We start from the raw sequence: 17598 nt of genomic DNA, 5'->3' as shown, positions 1-17598 counted from the left end.
GTAGAGAGTGGCTTTTTTATTTTGTCTAAATTGTTGCCCTCACTAGTTATTGTCATGTTAGACGATAACAGGATATCTAAAAAAACTTGTGGACAGGAGAGAAAGCGAGATTATGTATAGTATAAAATTAAAAACTTAGAGTGTCTAAGTTTTTTCAAGCGAGTTGCAGGAATGATTATCATTTTGAAGAACAATTATAGGAAATAGGGAAACTTATAGTGACGTTAGTATTGTACGCCGAACGAGAAAGGAAACAAATATGCAGAACTCACAGAATGTAGATCTACAAGATATAAATAGAACTGTAATGGTAGGGATACTTATTACTGGTGCTTTTGTTGCTATATTGAATCAAACTCTCTTGGCGACAGCACTTCCTCATATTATGAATGATCTTCAAATAACCGCTAACAAAGCACAGTGGTTAACGAGTGTTTTTATGCTTGTGAATGGAGTGATGATACCAATTACAGCATTCTTAATAGGAAAGTTTACAACAAGAAGGTTATTTTTAACCGCAATGGGAATGTTTGCTATAGGAACATTGATTTGCGGATTTTCACCAAACTTTAGTTTTCTAATAGCAGGTCGAATCATTCAAGCTGCAGGTGCTGGCATTATGATGCCTTTACTACAAACGGTGTTCTTTATTATATTCCCAGTTGAAAAACGGGGGGCTGCCATGGGAATGTTCGGTTTAGTAATTGCATTTGCTCCAGCTATTGGTCCAACGTTATCAGGGTGGATCGTTGGTCACTTTCCGTGGAGAACTGTATTCTTTGTGGTTCTTCCAATCGTACTTATTGACCTAGTTGTCGCTTATTTTGCATTGAAAAATGTAACGAAATTAACGTATCCAAAAATTGATGTAGTCTCTATAATCGTATCCACGCTCGGGTTTGGTGGTATTTTATATGGATTTAGTATTGCAGGAGAACTTGGGTGGGGAAATCAAGCAGTGATAGGGAGTTTAGTAATAGGGGGAATTTCACTTATCATCTTTATCATACGGCAGCTAAAACTTGAGCAGCCTATCTTGGAATTCAGAGTTTTTAAGTATAATATGTTTGCTCTAACAACAGGAATTGGAATGGTTGTGTTTATGTCCATGATTGGAGCTGCAACAATTATCCCCATCTATATGCAAACTATGCGTGATTATACGGCATTAGAATCGGGATTAATGCTTTTACCTGGTGCCATTGTCATGGGATTAGCTTCACCAATAACAGGCAGAATTTTTGATAGAATTGGTGCGAAGAAACTTGCTATTACAGGGTTATCCATTATGACGATAACATCTTTTCTATTTACTAATCTAACCACAGAAACGTCGTTTGGATATTTAACTACGATTTATGCATTTAGAATGTTAGGGATTGCTATGGTGATGATGCCTGTGAATACAGCAGGAATTAACCAACTTCCAAAAAGGTTAATTCCTCATGGAACTGCAATGGGAAATACGATGCGTCAAGTGTCAGGAGCGATCGGTACAGCATTACTCGTTACTGTAATGACAAATGCAGTTTTACCTTCTACAGAAGAATTGGGGCAGACTGCCTATATTCATGGTGTTAATATGGCCTTTATGGTGTCCACCGCGATTGCATTTGTAGGTGTCGTTCTTTCGTTTTATGTAAAGAGAACGTATCCACCAGAAGAAACAGCGGAAGGATAATTGGTATAGGAAAAAAATGAAACATAACTCCTCTAGAGACGTAGTATTTATTATACTGTTTTTATGAATTTCTTCATTTCACGGTAGTGCAGTGTTGACGATAATATACTACATTAGAGGTGATGTCGATGATGTATGGAGTAGATAATCCCGCTGGATTTTGGGTTAGGGTTGGTGCAACGATATTAGATATGATATTTTTGGGAGTTGTGGGGCTATTCATCTCTATGAGTTTCTATGATTTCTTTTTTGGAAATGTGAATGTTAACATTGATTTATTAGAAGTTCTTTACCATCTTCTATTACCAGTGATATGGTATGGATATACGGTTGGAAAAAGAATACTAGAAATTCGAATTGCGAGGGTGGACGGAGAAAAGGTTGGGATTGGAACAATGTTACTACGAAATGTTGTAGGTGGAATCGTGTATGCTCTCACGTTAGGATTTGGTCTAATTGTGAGTGCTTTTATGGTTGCTATACGTGAAGATAAGCGTTCTATTCATGATTTAATTGCAGGAACATATGTAACTCATGATCCACCAGATGAATATATAAGGTAATGAATAGGTATGTTGTAACGGTTCTTTTCCAAAACAACATACCTCTTTTTCGATTCTTTGAAAACTAAAGTTTACGCTCAAAGTTATAGTTTGTTCGGATATAAGTTAAATAGTTTTCTGCATGTTTTTGTAAATCTTCTTCGGAAGTAACTAATTCACTAAATGTATTAAATATAGGTAATGTTTTTGTACGGATAATGTTACTAGTTGCATAAAACGGAGCCATAATCTGCTCAATTGTAAAGCGGTGTTGTCCGTCGAAACGATAGTCTTCTGGTAACGCGTTCGAACTTATGGCAATACCTAATTCTTTTCCTTCTAATTTATGTTCCCCGCTAAATGCCCAACCACTTTGTAAAACTTCATCAAACCATTTTTTCAATAAAGGTGGATAGCTATACCAATAGTTCGGAAATTGAAAGATGATCCGATCGTGTTGCTCCACTAATCTTTGTTCTCGTTCTATATTGATCTTTCCATTAGGATATTCTTTATATAATTCATTGATGGTTATATCCGATTGATTGACGATTGCTTGTTTTAAAGAAGCATTCAATCTAGACTCTTTGTCTATAGATGGATGAGAAATAATTACTAATGTGTTCATATGTATGCAGCACCTTTCGTTGATTTCCTTCTTCTGTATCAATAGTAACATACCTTCTTCTGTGGATACTATTTCAGAGTGATTATTGTACTTTGAAAAAAATGTTCGTCTTTTTTATAATTTTAACAATTATTTTTAGCACTGTGTAACCTGAAACGTTTACAGTAAAAACAAATGAAAATGGGGAAGCGTACCTTATGATCGGAACAGATTCAGGTTTTGAAGGAATAACCGTTCTTTATTATACAAATGTTAAGGTGAAATTCATATAAATACAGAGAGAGGAGCGTCCGAGGCGCTCCTCTCTTTTTATCCACCGGTACTATTAGTATCCAGGGCGTACGATTACGGCACCGATAATTACTAATAGAATGAAAATCACTAAAATAAATGAGAAACCGCCGAATCCTGCGTGAGTGTGTGTCATCTACAATTCCTCCTATAATAAGCAGTTTGGAAAGGGTTGGTGAACTCTCCCTTTCTACTTACAACATATTTCAAAATAACAATTTTGATTGGGTGTATGACCTGATTTTTCAAAAAAATAATTAATTAGTTGATATTTAAATTGATTAGTTTAAAAAAGAGGAACGCGGGGGATACGTTCCTCTTGATACATCCACTTTATTAGTAGTAGCCGTAACCAGAAGGGGTAACGACAACTGCACCTATTATTACTAATAGGATAAACACCACTAATACAAATGAGAAACCGCCTAAAGGTAAGTGAGTGTGTGTCATCTACAATTCCTCCTTTAAGAGCAGTTTGAAAGGGCAGGGAAAACTCCCTTTCTACTTATTACTGTATTATTCCTTTCAGAATTTGGTTGTGTATTTGTCCATACTAGAGGAAAATAAGGCATATATGGATAGATAAAAAATCACGTTGACTTAACAGCGATATATATGTTCATGTCGAAAGGGAATTAATGTAAAGTAATAAGAGGCTGTCAGATCACTCCATGCAAGGAAAAATTTGCACCATGGAGTATGAAAGACGTTGAGAAGTATATTAGTACTCTTCTCTTTATATGGAATAAGCGAATGCCCACGGAACTCCAGTGGGAAGCAGAGCAGAGGCGAGACACCGTAGCAGACGAAGTCGTGAAGGTGGCTCGGCAGCTCCCCACAGGAAAGGGAGTGGGCAGTAGCGAATGAAATATGAGCCCACAGGATTAGTAATACTAGATAAGTTAACAACTAATGATATTACGTATTTCAGGGGAGACATTAGAAAAGAAAGGATTACAACATGGATCGTTATCAAAGAAATATTACCATTGCACTACTCATCGCAACATTTTTAGCAGCTATTGAGGTAACAGTGATTAGTACTGCCATGCCTGTCATTACACGTGATCTAGGTGGATTAGATCTTATTAGCTGGGTGTATGCTATCTATTTATTGACCTATGCAGTAATGACTCCCATATTCGGAAAGCTAGCGGATTTATTTGGGAGGAAAAAAATATTTATTACTGGTGCAAGTTTGTTTTTATTAGGATCTATCTTGTGTGGTTTTTCTCAGTCGATGGAACAACTCATTTTCTATCGAGCGATTCAAGGAGTTGGCGCAGGGGCGTTATTACCAATGTCATTTACGATTGTTGGTGATGTGTTTAAATATGAACAACGCGCAAAAGTTCAAGCTATAATAGGTTCCATCTGGGGGATTGCCGGGATATTTGGACCATTAGTTGGAGGTTTTTTTGTAGACTTTCTCACTTGGCACTGGATTTTCTTCATTAACATACCGTTCGGCTTAGTGGCAATGTTTTTGATTGGGAAGTTCTTAAAAGAAAATATAGAAAAGCAGAAACGTTCCATTGATTATGGTGGTGCAGTCACGTTCATCATAGGTATGGGTGCACTATTGTATGCCCTTCTCTCCATAGAAAACGAAGGTTCTTTAAGTACTACCATGCTTTTTGGATTGTTTGGTATTGCACTCGTATTTTTAAGTGTCTTTGTTATTATTCAGCTGAAGGTTCGCGAACCGATGGTGCCTTTTCATTTGTTTAAAAATCGGCATCTACTCATCGCAAATGTAAGTGGACTTATCCTTGGGGCTATATTAATAGGATTGACTGCTTTTATGCCTCTTTGGGTCCAAGGGGTCCTTCTGTTAGCAGCGACATCATCAGGGTTAACGTTAATTCCTATGTCGATTGGATGGCCATTGGGGTCATTTTTAAGTGGACGTTTTATTTTAGGATTGGGTACGAAAGTAATTTCTCTTACTGGTGTTATTCTTATTGCAATGGGAACATTTACATTAACGTTTATTACTAGTAGTACTCCAAATGTTTTGCTAATAATTATCATGTTCTTCATAGGACTTGGATTTGGCTTAGCAATGACAATATTTACGGTGATTGTACAATCTTCTGTTGATTGGAGCAATCGAGGAACTGCTTCTTCCTCCAACGCATTTCTTCGTACATTGGGGCAAACGTTGGGGATAGCTGTATTAGGTATGGTGTTGAACCAACATATCGGGGGTCATACAAATAATGGCACGAATGTAGCACCAGAGATTCTTGCAGGAGGTCTTCATTCAATTTTTGTGATTTTAGCAATTCTTGGATTAATCCTAGTAGTAATTGTGATAGGGTTTCTTCCAAAAGAGCAGCCTGATTATAGTAAAAATGAATCATAGAAATATAAACGTAGTTTTTCAAAAGGAAGGGGAGTGTTAGTTTATGGATTTACGTCAGTTTCCACGAAATAGCTATACACCGCATGCAACCGTGATTGAAAAGGCGACACAGTTTTTAAAGGCGACGAATGGCCCTAATGTTTACATAAAACGAGATGATTTACTAGGATTAACGGAAGGGGGAAACAAAACAAGAAAGTTAGAGTTCTTGATAGCTGATGCTCAAGAAAAAGGTGCAGATACCATTATTACTGCAGGAGGAATTCAATCCAATCACTGTCGTTTAACCCTTGCAGCCTGTGTGAAGGAACAGCTTTCATGTATTCTTATTTTAGAGGAAAACGAAGTGCAACAATTTGATACACAAACAAATGGGAATTTCCTTTTGTTTCAGTTATTAGGTACGGAAAACATAAAAGTAGTACCGAATGGAACGGATGTATATAAAGAAATGGAAAAGGTTGCAGAAGAAGTGATGGAAGCAGGGAGGAAACCGTATGTTATACCTGTTGGTGGTTCCAATGTTACAGGAATAACTGGGTATGCAGCTTGTGCGGAAGAGATTGTGCAGCAGCAAAAGGAGTTAGGAATTACGTTTGATTATGTTGTTTGTACGAGTGGTAGTGGGGGAATGCATGCGGGACTAGTCGCTGGGTTCGTTGGATTAGAGAGTAAGACAAAGGTAATAGGTATAAATATTAGCCGTGGAAAAACAGAGCAAGAAGAAAATGTATATCAGTTGACGAAACAAACAGCGGAACATATTGGGATTGACACTGAGATTACAAGAGAGTCTGTGCTTTGTTATGACGAGTATGTAGGACAGGGGTATGCATTACCAACGCAAGAAATGGTCGAAGCGGTGAAGCTACTTGCTAGTACAGAGGCGATTTTGCTAGATCCTGTTTATACAGGAAAAGCTATGGCAGGATTGATAGATTTGATTAGAAAAGATTATTTTAAGTCTAGTGATAATGTATTGTTTATTCATTCTGGTGGGAAGCCCGCAGTTTATGCATATTCACCGGTTTTTTATACAAATCAATAAGCGCTTAAGTCCTCATAATAATGAGGGCTTTTTCTGTATGGGGAAAAGCTATCGGAGAACATATACTAGTAGTATGATTATGGTGCTGTTGCTCCTGTAACGTTCTTTAAGGTGAAAGAGTGAAACGAATCGTATGAAAAACTATCTCAACTTAATCCTTATCGTCTTTCCAATTCCCTGTATAATGCCATTGATCGTTTATCAAAATATGATAAATCTCTCCTCGACACCCTATTTTTAATTCCCCTTGTACATTATTTAACACCATTCATAATTCAATAAAATATAAAATAATTTATTAAATTGGAAAAATTTACGTATGTTTTTTCAAAAAGTGGAGAATTTATAAATAATTCTTAATAAGGAGGCATGGTACTATGGAAGTGGATATGAGTGCAGATGAAGTGTTGATGGAGATTCAAAAATTGTCAAAACAGCTAGGGGAACTCAACAAGAAGAAGATTAAAAAATCCCATCCAAGATTAATGAAAAATGCCCTTTATTACTTCTCAGACTGGCAGCACGCAGTAGACAAAAGCATTTTTTAACATCATTCGTTCAAAGGAAGGCTAGTGAACTTAGATTCACTAGCCTTCTTTTGATGAGATTTAGGTTGTAGCTAATGTAAATAATTGGTAATGGGAAGAGTGCGCAAAAAAATGTATGGAGCGAATAGAAATCGTGAGGATAACACAAAAAACGAGATTCGCATGATTTTTTTACTTTTAAGAAAATTGCATAGCAACGAAAAGGATTAGGATGTATAATCATTGCAAGGAGGTGAGAAAAATGTCGGATAATCAAATGGATCGTTTTGAAGGTATGTTAACTCAATTAGTTTCTATGGTGGGAACGATGAAGGTTGATTTGGAAGAAGTGAAAGCAGATGTGAGTGAACTAAAAGCAGATGTTAGTGCACTGAAAGAAGATGTCAGTACACTGAAAGCGGACGTTAGTCAATTAAAATTAGAGGTAAACGATTTAAAGGACGAACAACTTGACTTGAAAGAAACACAAGAACGACAACATAATGAAGTGATGGACAAGCTACATTCATTAGAAATTGATCAAGATTTAACATGGACGAAGGTTTCTGCTAATGAAAAAGAAATTGGAAGATTAAAAAAGATGTTTAACTTGTAACCTCCTTATATTCTCCTAATATATACTACTACTTTTTTAAACTGTATTCTCAACTGATAATGGAGACAAAAACAAACAGTCGAATCCATTATTCGACTGTTTGTTTCACTTTAACTAAAGTACAGCAATGAAAAACCAACCAATCATTATTACTTGAATGATAAGCTTTGCAAAGGTACTACTTAAGAATGCCACAACGGATGCAGCGCCTATTTTTAATGCTAGCTCTATGTCTTTTTCTAAAATCATTTCAGTAAGTACTACTGCAAGAAAGGGTACGAAGATAATTCCAAATGGCGGCATAATAAATGCTCCGATAATAACACCGACGATTGCCATTCTTTCAGCCCATTTAGACCCTCCATACCGTTTTACAAAATAACTATTGGCAATGATATCAGCTAAAAAGATTGCTATCGTTAGACCAACCATACCTATCCAAAAGAATGTAGAAAGACTCCCTCCAATAAAAATTACATATAAAATAAACCCTACCCAGATGAACAGTAATCCAGGAAGTATTGGGAAAATGAGCCCAACGAAGCTAAGAATAAATAATGCTGATATAATTATCCAAACTATAATTTCCATATGTAAAAGATCTCCTCTTATTAAAGCATTATTCCCATTGTTACCATGTTTCCTATAATTAGACTACGGATGACCTTACATCTAGGTTCCTTATACTGTTCAAATTTGAGTTTTAAAATGAGTGAGACGCCATAACAGGCGTCTCGCTTTTACATATATCATGTTTTAGTAACCGTAATAACCATAGTTATAACCATAAGCAGGTGCAGCTGTAGTTGCTGTAGTTGAAAGTGCCCCTATAATTACTAATAGGATAAACACCACTAATACAAATGCGAAACCGCCTAAAGGTAAGTTGTGTGTCATAATTTAACATTCCTCCTCTAGATGGTAGTTTGAAAAGGCGGAGAAAAAGCCTTTCTACTTTTACCTTATTAGATAATACGCTACTTTGTTTGTACACGTGCCTAGAAAGATGAAAAATCCCTTTATTTTCCTGATTAGATCCTTAGACGTAAGCAAATAGTTATTACATATTAATAAATATTTGTAGGTGGAGAAAACATTGAAAAATTTATCGTTAAGTTCTGTGTTCTTTTTTCTATTTTGGTTACAGTTTGTTGCTGTTGATGCTGAGAAACTAGATGAAAAAGTAATGTTTGTTGTGAAATCTTCAAGTTCCTCTATCCATCAAACAGAATTGGTTATATCTTCAAAAGAATTCACACAAACATTATTCAATCCAAGAACAATAAAGAAAGTTTTAGAACTACCAGTAATGAATAATTATTTTTTATTAGAAGATGGAGCGATGGTTAGAGTCTACGTTATGGATGATTCAGGAGTTTTTTATGACGTTTTAAGAAAAGAAGTAGTAACGTTCTCGCCCGAAGTATCCAAAAAAATACAAGACTTCTTTTTCGTTCTTCAGCAAAAGCATTTTGGAGAGTTAGTTGAATGGGATGAAATGCAACATCAAATCCCAAAGTATGCTGAGTTTAAAATTACGGATTTAGAAACTGGATTAAAGTTTCGTGCACAACGAAGAGCGGGAAGTAATCATGCAGACGTTCAACCACTAACAAAAGAAGATACGGCAATTATGAAGAAGATTTATAATGGAAAATGGAGTTGGAATAGGAGGGCTATTCTTGTACATGTTAATGGTAAAAGAATTGCTGCATCTATGCACGGGATGCCTCACGGTGGAGGTGCCTTAGCAAATGACTTTCCAGGTCATTTTTGTATTCACTTTCGAGGAAGTACAACACATACTTCAAAAAAATTAGACCTTTCACACCAAGCGATGATTCATGTGGCTGGGGGGAAATTGCTTCCGTATGTAAGCCAGCTAGATGGAGAGGATTTAGGGAAATTATTTTTTGTTAGTTTGCAGCAAAACGACCTGGACTTGTTACAGGCTATCTACAATGACGACGCAATACCATTTGACTCGAAAGTAATGAAGGTAGAAAACGTAAGAATAATTGATGAGGAAGAAATCATAAATGACACATTTGTTTATAAAACCAAGATAAAATATAAAGTGAAGCTCGAGGGAAAAGATGAAGTAGTTGATGTGATCTCATTGGGGATGACACGTGACTCACTCACAAGTGCTTGGAGAATAAATAGTATAGAGTCAGAAATGTGGAACGAAGACTGGTGATTATGGAACGAGGGCGATACACTGGAAAAACCTATCCATTGCGTCGCCCTCTAGTTCTTGGTTTATTAAGCTGTTAAATCAATCTTAATCCGCTTATTCATACGGATTACTCCCCCGTTCATGAGTATGTGGTATTTGTCTCTTTGCCAATCTCCGCTGTAATGCCATTTTCCATCCACATAAATATGATATACGTTTCTATCGCAACCTATAATTTTTAGTTCCCCGTTTTCTAGCTTCTCATTCAAAAACTCGACATGTACCTTAAACTGATTGATTTCCTTAAAAATATGTACCACCCCTTGTACATAGATTTAGTGAGTACTAACTTAGCAAGATGTTAATAATGTATATTATAATCATTATGCTTGCATTTTTCACCATATTTATCTTATATTTCAGAAAACTATTGTTGGACAATAATGGTAAATACACATAGAAGGAAATTCCCTATTACTGTCGAAAGATAAACGTAGACAGAGATTCGGAAAAGGGTGGTAGACGTATGTCAGTGATGTTAACGAAAGAAGAGCGAGATGAGATATTTCAGAAATTATCAGATCAACAAAAGGATTTTATTCAGAATCATGTGAAGCGAGGGAAGAAGACGGTATTTGCGAATGCAATGGCAATAGATAAGGGGATGGTTCTTCCTGATAATTTACATAATGACGAGCTAGAATACTTATTGGATGAATGGGTTTTGGCGGATTATATTGATAATGGGTTCACGAATCCTGATACACCTTGTGAATGCGGTCGCCCTCTTCGATATCAGTATATTGTTCGTCATAAAAGTACAAATGAGGTTCGTAGGTTTGGGATTACTCATTTTGAGGAACATACAGGGATCCCAGCGGAAATTGTTGCCCGAATTAAGAGTGGATTTCAAAAGATTGACTATGAGTTAGACGAGTTACTTGTAAAGGTCAATAGTGACTGGGGATTAGAACGAGAAATTCCGAACATTCCAGACGACTTTGTTTTCCCAAAAGAAATGAAAGCTCATGTAGATGCGGATGTTCCACTGTTGGACAGGCAAGTTAAACGGTTGAAACAGCAGGTTATGTCGGTTCTTAATTCTCCGGATCGAGAAGGTGTGGAGCTGGAGGAGCGTAGTCCGCGAGTGAAAGAGTCTAAGCCGCAAGTGGTTGAGCCTGTTGCGATTACGTTATTTAGTGAAGAGGAAATTCCGGCACCGAAAGTGGAGAAGGATATTGCGCCTTATGCGCTTGGGGTGGAGTATAGGGATGCGGTACAGAAGTATTTAGAAGAAGGGGTTTCTAGTGCTCGAATTATTACGGAACTACTTATCAAAAACAATGGTGCTCCATCGAAACGTTTTTCTACTAGTAAGCCCAAAATTTATATGGCTGTTTGTTTTTATTTGGATTTGCTGGTGAGTCAGGAAGTGGCGGTTCATATTGGGGAACAAGGGCAAGAGGATCGGTATTATAAATTGGTTAATAGAAGTAATGATTAGGAGGAAATTCACATGTCAGAACAGGTGTTAACTTACTTAAAGGAAAACCGTGAGCGGCAGTTGCAACAATTGAATGAGTTTCTCGCTATTCCTAGTGTGAGCACAGATAGCAATCATAAGGATGATGTGGTGAAGGCAGGTTATTTTGTTGTAAATTATTTAAAGGAGATTGGATTTAAAAATGTGGAATTACATAAAACGCCAGGTCATCCATTAGTGTATGGGGAGTGGATGGAAGCGGAGGGGGCACCAACTGTGTTGTTGTATGGGCATTATGATGTTCAGCCAGCAGACCCACTTGAGCTTTGGGAAAGTGATCCTTTTTCTCCAGAAATTCGAAACGATCGGCTCTATGCTCGTGGCTCTAGTGATGATAAAGGGCAAACGTTTATGCACTTGGCTGTTTTTGAAGCGTTTATGAAAACCGAGGGGCGTTTGCCGATAAATGTGAAGGTGTGCATTGAAGGGGAAGAGGAAATCGGAAGTAAACATCTGTATGAAACATTGCAAGAAAAGAAGGATTTGTTTCAAGCAGACTTTGCGATGATTTCTGATTCTGGAATGGTGGAGAAAGGTCAGCCTACCATTTTGTATGGATTGAAAGGTTTTACTGGACTGGAAGTGACTGTCACAGGTCCAAATCGAGATCTTCATTCTGGTATCTATGGAGGCGCTGCGAAAAATCCAGCGATGGCATTGAGTCACATGGTAGCATCGTTAAAAAATCTGGACGAGCAAGTGTCGGTACCAGGATTTTATGATGATGTCGAGGAGTTGTCTGACGAAGAGCGCCGATTAATGAATGAAGCTCCAGGAGAGGTTTATGAGAAATCGATCGGAATTCCCGAAGTGACTCCTGAAGCGGGTTACACTGCCAAAGAGCACACAATGGCCAGACCTACTCTCGAAATCAATGGAATGTACAGTGGATATCAGGGAGAAGGAACGAAGACGATTATTCCTTCTACTGCTGTGGCAAAAATCACGTGTCGTCTCGTTCCAGGTCAAGAACCAGATCGTATTCAGAAACTGATTACAGATCATCTGTATAAGGTTGCACCAAAAGGGGTTCGTGTGGAAGTGAAACCGGAGCCGTTATCTGCAAGAGCGTATAAAGTAGACCCTGGACATGAACTTTTACAAAAAGCGGCAAGAAGCTACTCAGATGCTTTTGATAAAGAAGCGGTCTTTGTCCGGTTAGGTGGATCTATTCCGGTGGTTGAGATGATTGATCAATTGTTTGAAATTCCAGTTGTTTTGCTCGGTTTTGGAACGCCAGAAGATAACCTACATTCACCAAACGAAAGTTTCCCATTAGAGAACTTTGATAAAGGAATGGAAGTTCTAGTACATTATTTACAGGAAGTGGCGAGAGGGTAGGAGAAACCCCTATGTGAATGGAAATTGCATCATGAAGTATGAAAATATGTTGAGAAGTATATTAATACTCCACATTTTATATGGAATGAGCGTATGTCCACGAACTTCAGTGGGAAGTAGAGTAGAGGCGAGACCCTGTAGCGGATGGAATATAAACAACAACGTTAGTCATACTAGATAAGTTTGATTACCATGAACCCACGTATTTTCCGGGTGGAAAACTAAAAAAGCAGGTTGCTCAAGGTATTTATGAGCATCTGCTTTTTATTATTACCGAATCACTCCATGAGGCAAGATAGCATGAACACCTTTCACACCGTTTACCACTTGTGTTACATGTAAATCAACAGCAACACTTGAAAGTGCTGTTGCTTCCACTTTGCTAATTCCATAGATTTTAGCCATGTGCTCCACCATTTCATTAAGAGCTATTGCTGTAGCTTTGTTTAGGTCTTCATCAAATCCAAATGTAATCCACCCTGCTGGTGTATTTGCTTTTGGCATCTTTAAAGACATGTGTTCATGTATGATTAACGTAATATCAACAAAATCCATCGGGCATTCAATGGCAGTGCCAGAGCTTTCACCATCCCCTTGGAGGGCATGTCCATCACCAATAGAAAACAGAGCTCCGTCTACTGAGATTGGCAGAAACAGGCTACTTCCTCTTACTAGTTCTTTACAGTCAATATTTCCACCACAATATCGAGGTGGAGCGGTTGGTAGCACTCCAGGTTCAATGGGAGCCACTCCCATCAACCCCATAAAAGGAGATAACCCAACATGAAACTTTCTTTCACCAATAGTACAGGTACCAGTCATGCTCGTAGGATTTAACTCCCAATCAAGTTGGACTTTTTCACTCTGCACTATGCCAAGCTGTTCGTTTTGCCAGCTTTTATTTCCCCCAGCCCAATTTCGACCATACCAACCAGGTACAAGATCATTCAAACGAACTTCTAATACCATTCCAGGCTTTGCACCGTGAATAGCTATTGGGCCAATGATGGGGTGACCTGGAGAAGTTTCCTTTTCTCTTGAGGAAAAAACAAGTCTATCTTCTTCCGAAGAAGGTGAATATCCCCATTGAATGTCCGGTGTGGTCAAATGGAGAGAATCCCCTGATTGAATTGTTATTATTGGTTTATAATTATTGCTAAAGGAACCATGTAAAACAGCGGAACTTAATTCAATTTTATGTATCAACTTTGTTCACTCCCAATGGATTAGTTCTTGGTCTAACTTAATTCAAGATGAAAAGAAAGAGTGCAAATTATGCACTCTTAGATGTTAGTTTTTGATTTTAACATATACATATCCTTTTCTAGTTTGTTCACTTTGTCTATAACAAAATTAACTTCCGTAAAATTTGTTTCAGCTGCGAGTTCAAGTTGCTCAGCAACACCGTCAAATTTTGCATCAATCAGATCAAAACGACGATACACCTCAGACTTGAAGTCATACATCTCGGACTTGAAATCCAGCATATCCGTTTTAAAATCGTTCATCTCGGACTTGAAATCCAGCATATCCGTTTTAAAGTCATACATTTCAGATTTAAACTCCACCAAATCTGTTTTGATTTCTTTTATATCGCTACTAATTGTAGTTAGGAACTCAAGAATTTGATTTTCCATAGGTATTCACCTCTATGTTTATTATAATAGATGCTTTATGTACATTCATCCTATTTTCTATTTGATATTCCTTTTGGACTATCATCAAGTGATCCCTACATCTGTATGTAAACATTCAAGAAACACCACCAGCCTTTATGATCATGGGTGTTAAAGGGTAGAAATTGATATAATAACATTATGAGAGTACATAGATTGGAGAGTAATTCGTGTGATGAAAAGAGGGTAACTTGTAGGATAGAGAGAATAATACTAAATCTATCATATTCCATTTTAGAAAAAGAAACAAGTGTTCTATATTAGGGTTTGAAAAATAATTTATTGAGATAGAAGGAAGTGATAAAAAAATGGGTGTTACAGTTCAAGAAGTGATACAAAAACTAACAAATCCACTTGGTAAAATAGAAAATACAGTAGATACATTAAAGTTTGGTTCACCAGATCAAGAGGTAACGGGAATAGGTGTTGCTTTTATAGCAACGGAAAAAGTAATAAAAAGGATGATAGGATTAGGAGCGAATTTACTTATAACCCACGAGGGAATTTTCTTTAGTCATTGGGATAACACTGACTTAAAAGGCACCGATGTTTACAAAGAAAAATACAAGCGAATAAAGGATTCTCAGCTTGCCACTTTCCGATTACATGACTACATACATAGGTATGAGCCAGATATGATAACGAAAGGATTAGTTCATGCATTGGAATGGGAAGGTTACATGAAAAGCATCGAACCTGCTGCTACCATCGTTTCGATTCCTGAAATGTCACTCCAGGAAGTGATTGATTATGTCAAAGAGAAGTTAGGGATTGCCTTCGTCCGTGTTGTAGGAGATTTGGAGATGAAGTGTACAAGTGTTGGGTTATTAGTAGGGTACCGTGGTGGAGGTTCTGTTGCTATCCCCTTATTTGAAAAATACAATCTTGAACTAATAATTTGTGGGGAAGGTCCAGAGTGGGAGACTCCTGAATATGTGCGAGATGCAATGGAACAGGGAAGATCTAAGTCTATTATCTTTCTAGGTCATATGGAAAGTGAAGAGCCTGGAATGAGGTACTTTGCCAATGTACTACGTACTTCATTTTCGGAGTTACCTGTTCACTTTCTTCCAGTAGATCCTCTATTCACGATAAAGTAAAGGAGAGTTACCTGTGGAAAAAGGTCAAACAAAGAAACTAGCAGAATTAATTAAGAGTTCTTCCCATACAGTAATCCTTACTGGAGCGGGAATGTCTACGGAAAGTGGTGTACCTGATTTTCGTTCCAAGGAAGGGTGGTGGAAGGAAATTGATCCTCGTACAGTTGCATCCGTGGAAGCCTTAGAAGATAACTATCCATTGTTCCGTGAATTTTATAGTACAAGGTTGAAGGCGTTACAAACGGTTCAACCTCATGAAGGACACAAGATTATAGCAAAGTGGGAAAAGAATGGACTAGTTCAATGTGTAGCTACTCAAAACGTGGACGGGTTGCACCAGAAAGCAGGGAGTATTGCTGTAAAAGAGTTGCACGGTTCTATTAGGAAAATAAGGTGTAATCAATGTGGGAATGAAGCAGCAAAGGAGCAATTTATTACTGGTGAAAGTTGTAATGCATGTAGGGGAAAACTAAGACCTTCCGTTGTCTTATTTGGTGAACTACTACCACAAATCGCTTGGCAATCTGCCTTTCAACATATTCAAAAAGCGGATCTCGTAATTGTTATTGGCACTAGCTTAGAAGTGTACCCTGTAAGTGAATTACCAGCTATGACGAACGGAAAAACCGTGTTAATAAATAAAGATCCTGTTTGGACGGCTCATCATTTTTTTCTAACAATAGAAGGGAATGCGAAAGAAGTACTGCATGCAGTGGATGAGTTGGTTTGAGGTAAGAGGGGTTACTTATTATATCACTAGTCATTGTTTGTCTTAAAAGTTTAAGAGTGAAAGATAACTAGAGTGATACTAGGATGATAACAATTCCCTTCTGATAGTTTTATTATATAGTTAGTGGATATTTATGGTGATGTATATATAAACGAATGCAGGAGGGATTTCTATGATTCGAAGTATGCTGTTTCAACCGCCAACTGATCACTATGATCTAAAAGTTGCCCCTATTGATGAGAAGATTTGTGAATTAATGAAGGAACGAAAAGAGTTAGCAGATAATAAACCTGGTTTTCCACATAACAAGTTTATTCAAACATGGGCTTCAAAATACGGATTTTATGAAGAGCAGCTTCAGGCTATTTTTAATACGTTATACGATGAAGAAATGTTTAAACCTAGGGTGGAACCTAATGGATTCAGAAAATATATTCCCGTTACATTTTCTACAGAGAAGAATGGTTGTTTTTACACAGTACCATTTATTCGGCAATACGAAAATGCAAGTGTAGTAGAACTGAGCATGTACTGGGATCAACCGGATCACACTGTTATTGATGATAGGATTGATAGTTTTTTTCAGTTACATATTGATGATTTTGAATGCTATAACGTTGGTGGTGGAGGGGCTAGTGGCCATAGTACTCAAAGCTTTATCATATCCCCACCTCTGCCTGATGAATCTAATATTGAATTAGTTTTTAAGGAATATAGTGTTCCAATAAGATGGGGGGAACCAACGGGGTTTGAAATCGTAGTAAAGTTGTAATGGATATTTTGAAACATAGAGGTGATCTTCATGGAAGGATTTTTGGGGCTTATGGGTTTTCTTTTTTCCATAGCTGTCATTATTCAATGGTTTCGTTTTAGAAAAGAGTTTAATAAGCTAAAAATAGGTGACAAAATTACCCAAGAGTTTTCTGACAGGTGGAGAAAGCAGTTCTCTCTTATGATTGTTTTTCTTGTCGCAGGTGGGTGTTTTGGCATAGCTGCAATTCTAATAAGATAATGTTAGAGTTAACTCTAATGTTGATAGGAGGAAATAGATGGGGTTGTTTTTTGAGAAAGCGGAATCTGTGCCCAGTTCAAAAAGTATGTCAATAATAAAGACATTTATAATTATTGGAATGATTATATTCTTTGTTCTCAGTATTATTAATGGCATAGATTTCACTTATATGAGATTTGTATTTCTCCTAGCTGGTATAAATTTAGCAATTACTGGTTTCGAAGGACTGAATCATAAAGTTAATAAGAAAAGATACATATTAGATTTTGTTTTTGCTTTCGTATGGCTTCTTTTATTTGTAATATATTAAAAATCT

The 17598-nt window shown here is 37.2% G+C and carries 20 protein-coding genes; 13 read left to right on the top strand and 7 right to left on the bottom strand.

The window, feature by feature from the left end; genetic code table 11:
- Positions 1-259: 259 nt before the first annotated feature.
- Positions 260-1681: an MDR family MFS transporter gene (locus ACERII_RS25195; protein ID WP_373645744.1), complete on the top strand. Its 1422-nt coding sequence runs from the start codon at positions 260-262 to the stop codon at positions 1679-1681.
- 131 nt (positions 1682-1812) lie between these two features.
- Positions 1813-2244, top strand: a complete 432-nt coding sequence (locus ACERII_RS25190; protein ID WP_373645743.1) for an RDD family protein — start codon at positions 1813-1815, stop codon at positions 2242-2244.
- Between the two features lie 64 nt (positions 2245-2308).
- Here the strand turns inward: ACERII_RS25190 and ACERII_RS25185 are convergent, their stop codons facing one another.
- The 3 genes from ACERII_RS25185 to yjcZ (ACERII_RS25175) all read right to left on the bottom strand — a co-directional run bounded on the left by ACERII_RS25185 (position 2309) and on the right by yjcZ (ACERII_RS25175) (position 3592).
- Complete coding sequence (locus tag ACERII_RS25185; RefSeq protein WP_373645742.1) at positions 2309-2851, bottom strand: NAD(P)H-dependent oxidoreductase; 543 nt, start codon at positions 2849-2851, stop codon at positions 2309-2311.
- Between the two features lie 325 nt (positions 2852-3176).
- Positions 3177-3278, bottom strand: coding sequence for a sporulation protein YjcZ (gene yjcZ, locus ACERII_RS25180; RefSeq protein ID WP_373645740.1), 102 nt, complete (start codon positions 3276-3278; stop codon positions 3177-3179).
- A 200-nt stretch (positions 3279-3478) separates the two neighbouring features.
- Positions 3479-3592 carry a sporulation protein YjcZ gene (gene yjcZ, locus ACERII_RS25175; protein ID WP_373645739.1) on the bottom strand — a complete coding sequence of 38 codons (114 nt, stop codon included), beginning with the start codon at positions 3590-3592 and terminating at the stop codon, positions 3479-3481.
- 511 nt (positions 3593-4103) lie between these two features.
- On the opposite strand from yjcZ (ACERII_RS25175), the gene ACERII_RS25170 reads away from it, so the two are divergent.
- From ACERII_RS25170 to ACERII_RS25155, 4 genes are all read left to right on the top strand, one after another.
- Positions 4104-5510 carry an MDR family MFS transporter gene (locus ACERII_RS25170; RefSeq protein ID WP_373645738.1) on the top strand — a complete coding sequence of 469 codons (1407 nt, stop codon included), beginning with the start codon at positions 4104-4106 and terminating at the stop codon, positions 5508-5510.
- Between the two features lie 43 nt (positions 5511-5553).
- Positions 5554-6558: a D-cysteate sulfo-lyase gene (gene cuyA / locus ACERII_RS25165; protein WP_373645737.1), complete on the top strand. Its 1005-nt coding sequence runs from the start codon at positions 5554-5556 to the stop codon at positions 6556-6558.
- Positions 6559-6935: 377 nt separating this feature from the next.
- Positions 6936-7106: a hypothetical protein gene (locus tag ACERII_RS25160; protein WP_373645736.1), complete on the top strand. Its 171-nt coding sequence runs from the start codon at positions 6936-6938 to the stop codon at positions 7104-7106.
- Between the two features lie 241 nt (positions 7107-7347).
- On the top strand, positions 7348-7701 hold the full coding sequence (locus ACERII_RS25155; protein ID WP_373645735.1) for a hypothetical protein: 354 nt from the start codon (positions 7348-7350) through the stop codon (positions 7699-7701).
- A gap of 114 nt (positions 7702-7815) precedes the next feature.
- Here the strand turns inward: ACERII_RS25155 and ACERII_RS25150 are convergent, their stop codons facing one another.
- Both ACERII_RS25150 and yjcZ (ACERII_RS25145) read right to left on the bottom strand, forming a co-directional pair.
- On the bottom strand, positions 7816-8292 hold the full coding sequence (locus tag ACERII_RS25150; protein WP_373645734.1) for a DUF456 domain-containing protein: 477 nt from the start codon (positions 8290-8292) through the stop codon (positions 7816-7818).
- 165 nt (positions 8293-8457) lie between these two features.
- Positions 8458-8598 (bottom strand): sporulation protein YjcZ, encoded by a 141-nt coding sequence (yjcZ, locus tag ACERII_RS25145; protein ID WP_373645732.1) that lies wholly within the window; start codon positions 8596-8598, stop codon positions 8458-8460.
- 199 nt (positions 8599-8797) lie between these two features.
- Between yjcZ (ACERII_RS25145) and ACERII_RS25140 the strand changes: the two genes are divergently transcribed.
- The 3 genes from ACERII_RS25140 to ACERII_RS25130 all read left to right on the top strand — a co-directional run bounded on the left by ACERII_RS25140 (position 8798) and on the right by ACERII_RS25130 (position 12764).
- On the top strand, positions 8798-9901 hold the full coding sequence (locus tag ACERII_RS25140) for a hypothetical protein (protein ID WP_373645731.1): 1104 nt from the start codon (positions 8798-8800) through the stop codon (positions 9899-9901).
- Positions 9902-10406: 505 nt separating this feature from the next.
- Positions 10407-11384: a DUF3895 domain-containing protein gene (locus ACERII_RS25135; RefSeq protein WP_373645730.1), complete on the top strand. Its 978-nt coding sequence runs from the start codon at positions 10407-10409 to the stop codon at positions 11382-11384.
- Between the two features lie 12 nt (positions 11385-11396).
- A complete protein-coding gene (locus tag ACERII_RS25130) occupies positions 11397-12764 on the top strand; it encodes a dipeptidase (protein ID WP_373645729.1) in 1368 nt (455 codons plus the stop codon).
- 270 nt (positions 12765-13034) lie between these two features.
- Here ACERII_RS25130 and ACERII_RS25125 read toward each other — a convergent pair whose 3' ends face one another.
- The gene (locus ACERII_RS25125; protein ID WP_373645728.1) at positions 13035-13970 is read right to left on the bottom strand and encodes an acetamidase/formamidase family protein; all 936 of its coding nucleotides are present in this window, start codon (positions 13968-13970) and stop codon (positions 13035-13037) included.
- A 77-nt stretch (positions 13971-14047) separates the two neighbouring features.
- Positions 14048-14401 (bottom strand): hypothetical protein, encoded by a 354-nt coding sequence (locus ACERII_RS25120; RefSeq protein ID WP_373645727.1) that lies wholly within the window; start codon positions 14399-14401, stop codon positions 14048-14050.
- Between the two features lie 347 nt (positions 14402-14748).
- On the opposite strand from ACERII_RS25120, the gene ACERII_RS25115 reads away from it, so the two are divergent.
- The 4 genes from ACERII_RS25115 (at position 14749) to ACERII_RS25100 (ending at position 17282) form a co-directional block, all read left to right on the top strand.
- Positions 14749-15540 (top strand): Nif3-like dinuclear metal center hexameric protein, encoded by a 792-nt coding sequence (locus ACERII_RS25115; RefSeq protein ID WP_373645726.1) that lies wholly within the window; start codon positions 14749-14751, stop codon positions 15538-15540.
- Positions 15541-15553: 13 nt separating this feature from the next.
- Positions 15554-16270 (top strand): SIR2 family NAD-dependent protein deacylase, encoded by a 717-nt coding sequence (locus ACERII_RS25110; protein ID WP_373645725.1) that lies wholly within the window; start codon positions 15554-15556, stop codon positions 16268-16270.
- 175 nt (positions 16271-16445) lie between these two features.
- Positions 16446-17042 carry a hypothetical protein gene (locus tag ACERII_RS25105; RefSeq protein WP_373645745.1) on the top strand — a complete coding sequence of 199 codons (597 nt, stop codon included), beginning with the start codon at positions 16446-16448 and terminating at the stop codon, positions 17040-17042.
- Between the two features lie 30 nt (positions 17043-17072).
- Positions 17073-17282 (top strand): hypothetical protein, encoded by a 210-nt coding sequence (locus ACERII_RS25100; protein WP_373645724.1) that lies wholly within the window; start codon positions 17073-17075, stop codon positions 17280-17282.
- Positions 17283-17598 lie beyond the last annotated feature (316 nt).

This window comes from Evansella sp. AB-rgal1 (assembly GCF_041820985.1).
In the GTDB taxonomy this organism is placed as follows: domain Bacteria; phylum Bacillota; class Bacilli; order Bacillales; family Salisediminibacteriaceae; genus Evansella.
The sequence above is the reverse complement of the archived record's forward strand: the minus strand, read 5'-3'. Positions and strand labels throughout refer to the sequence as shown.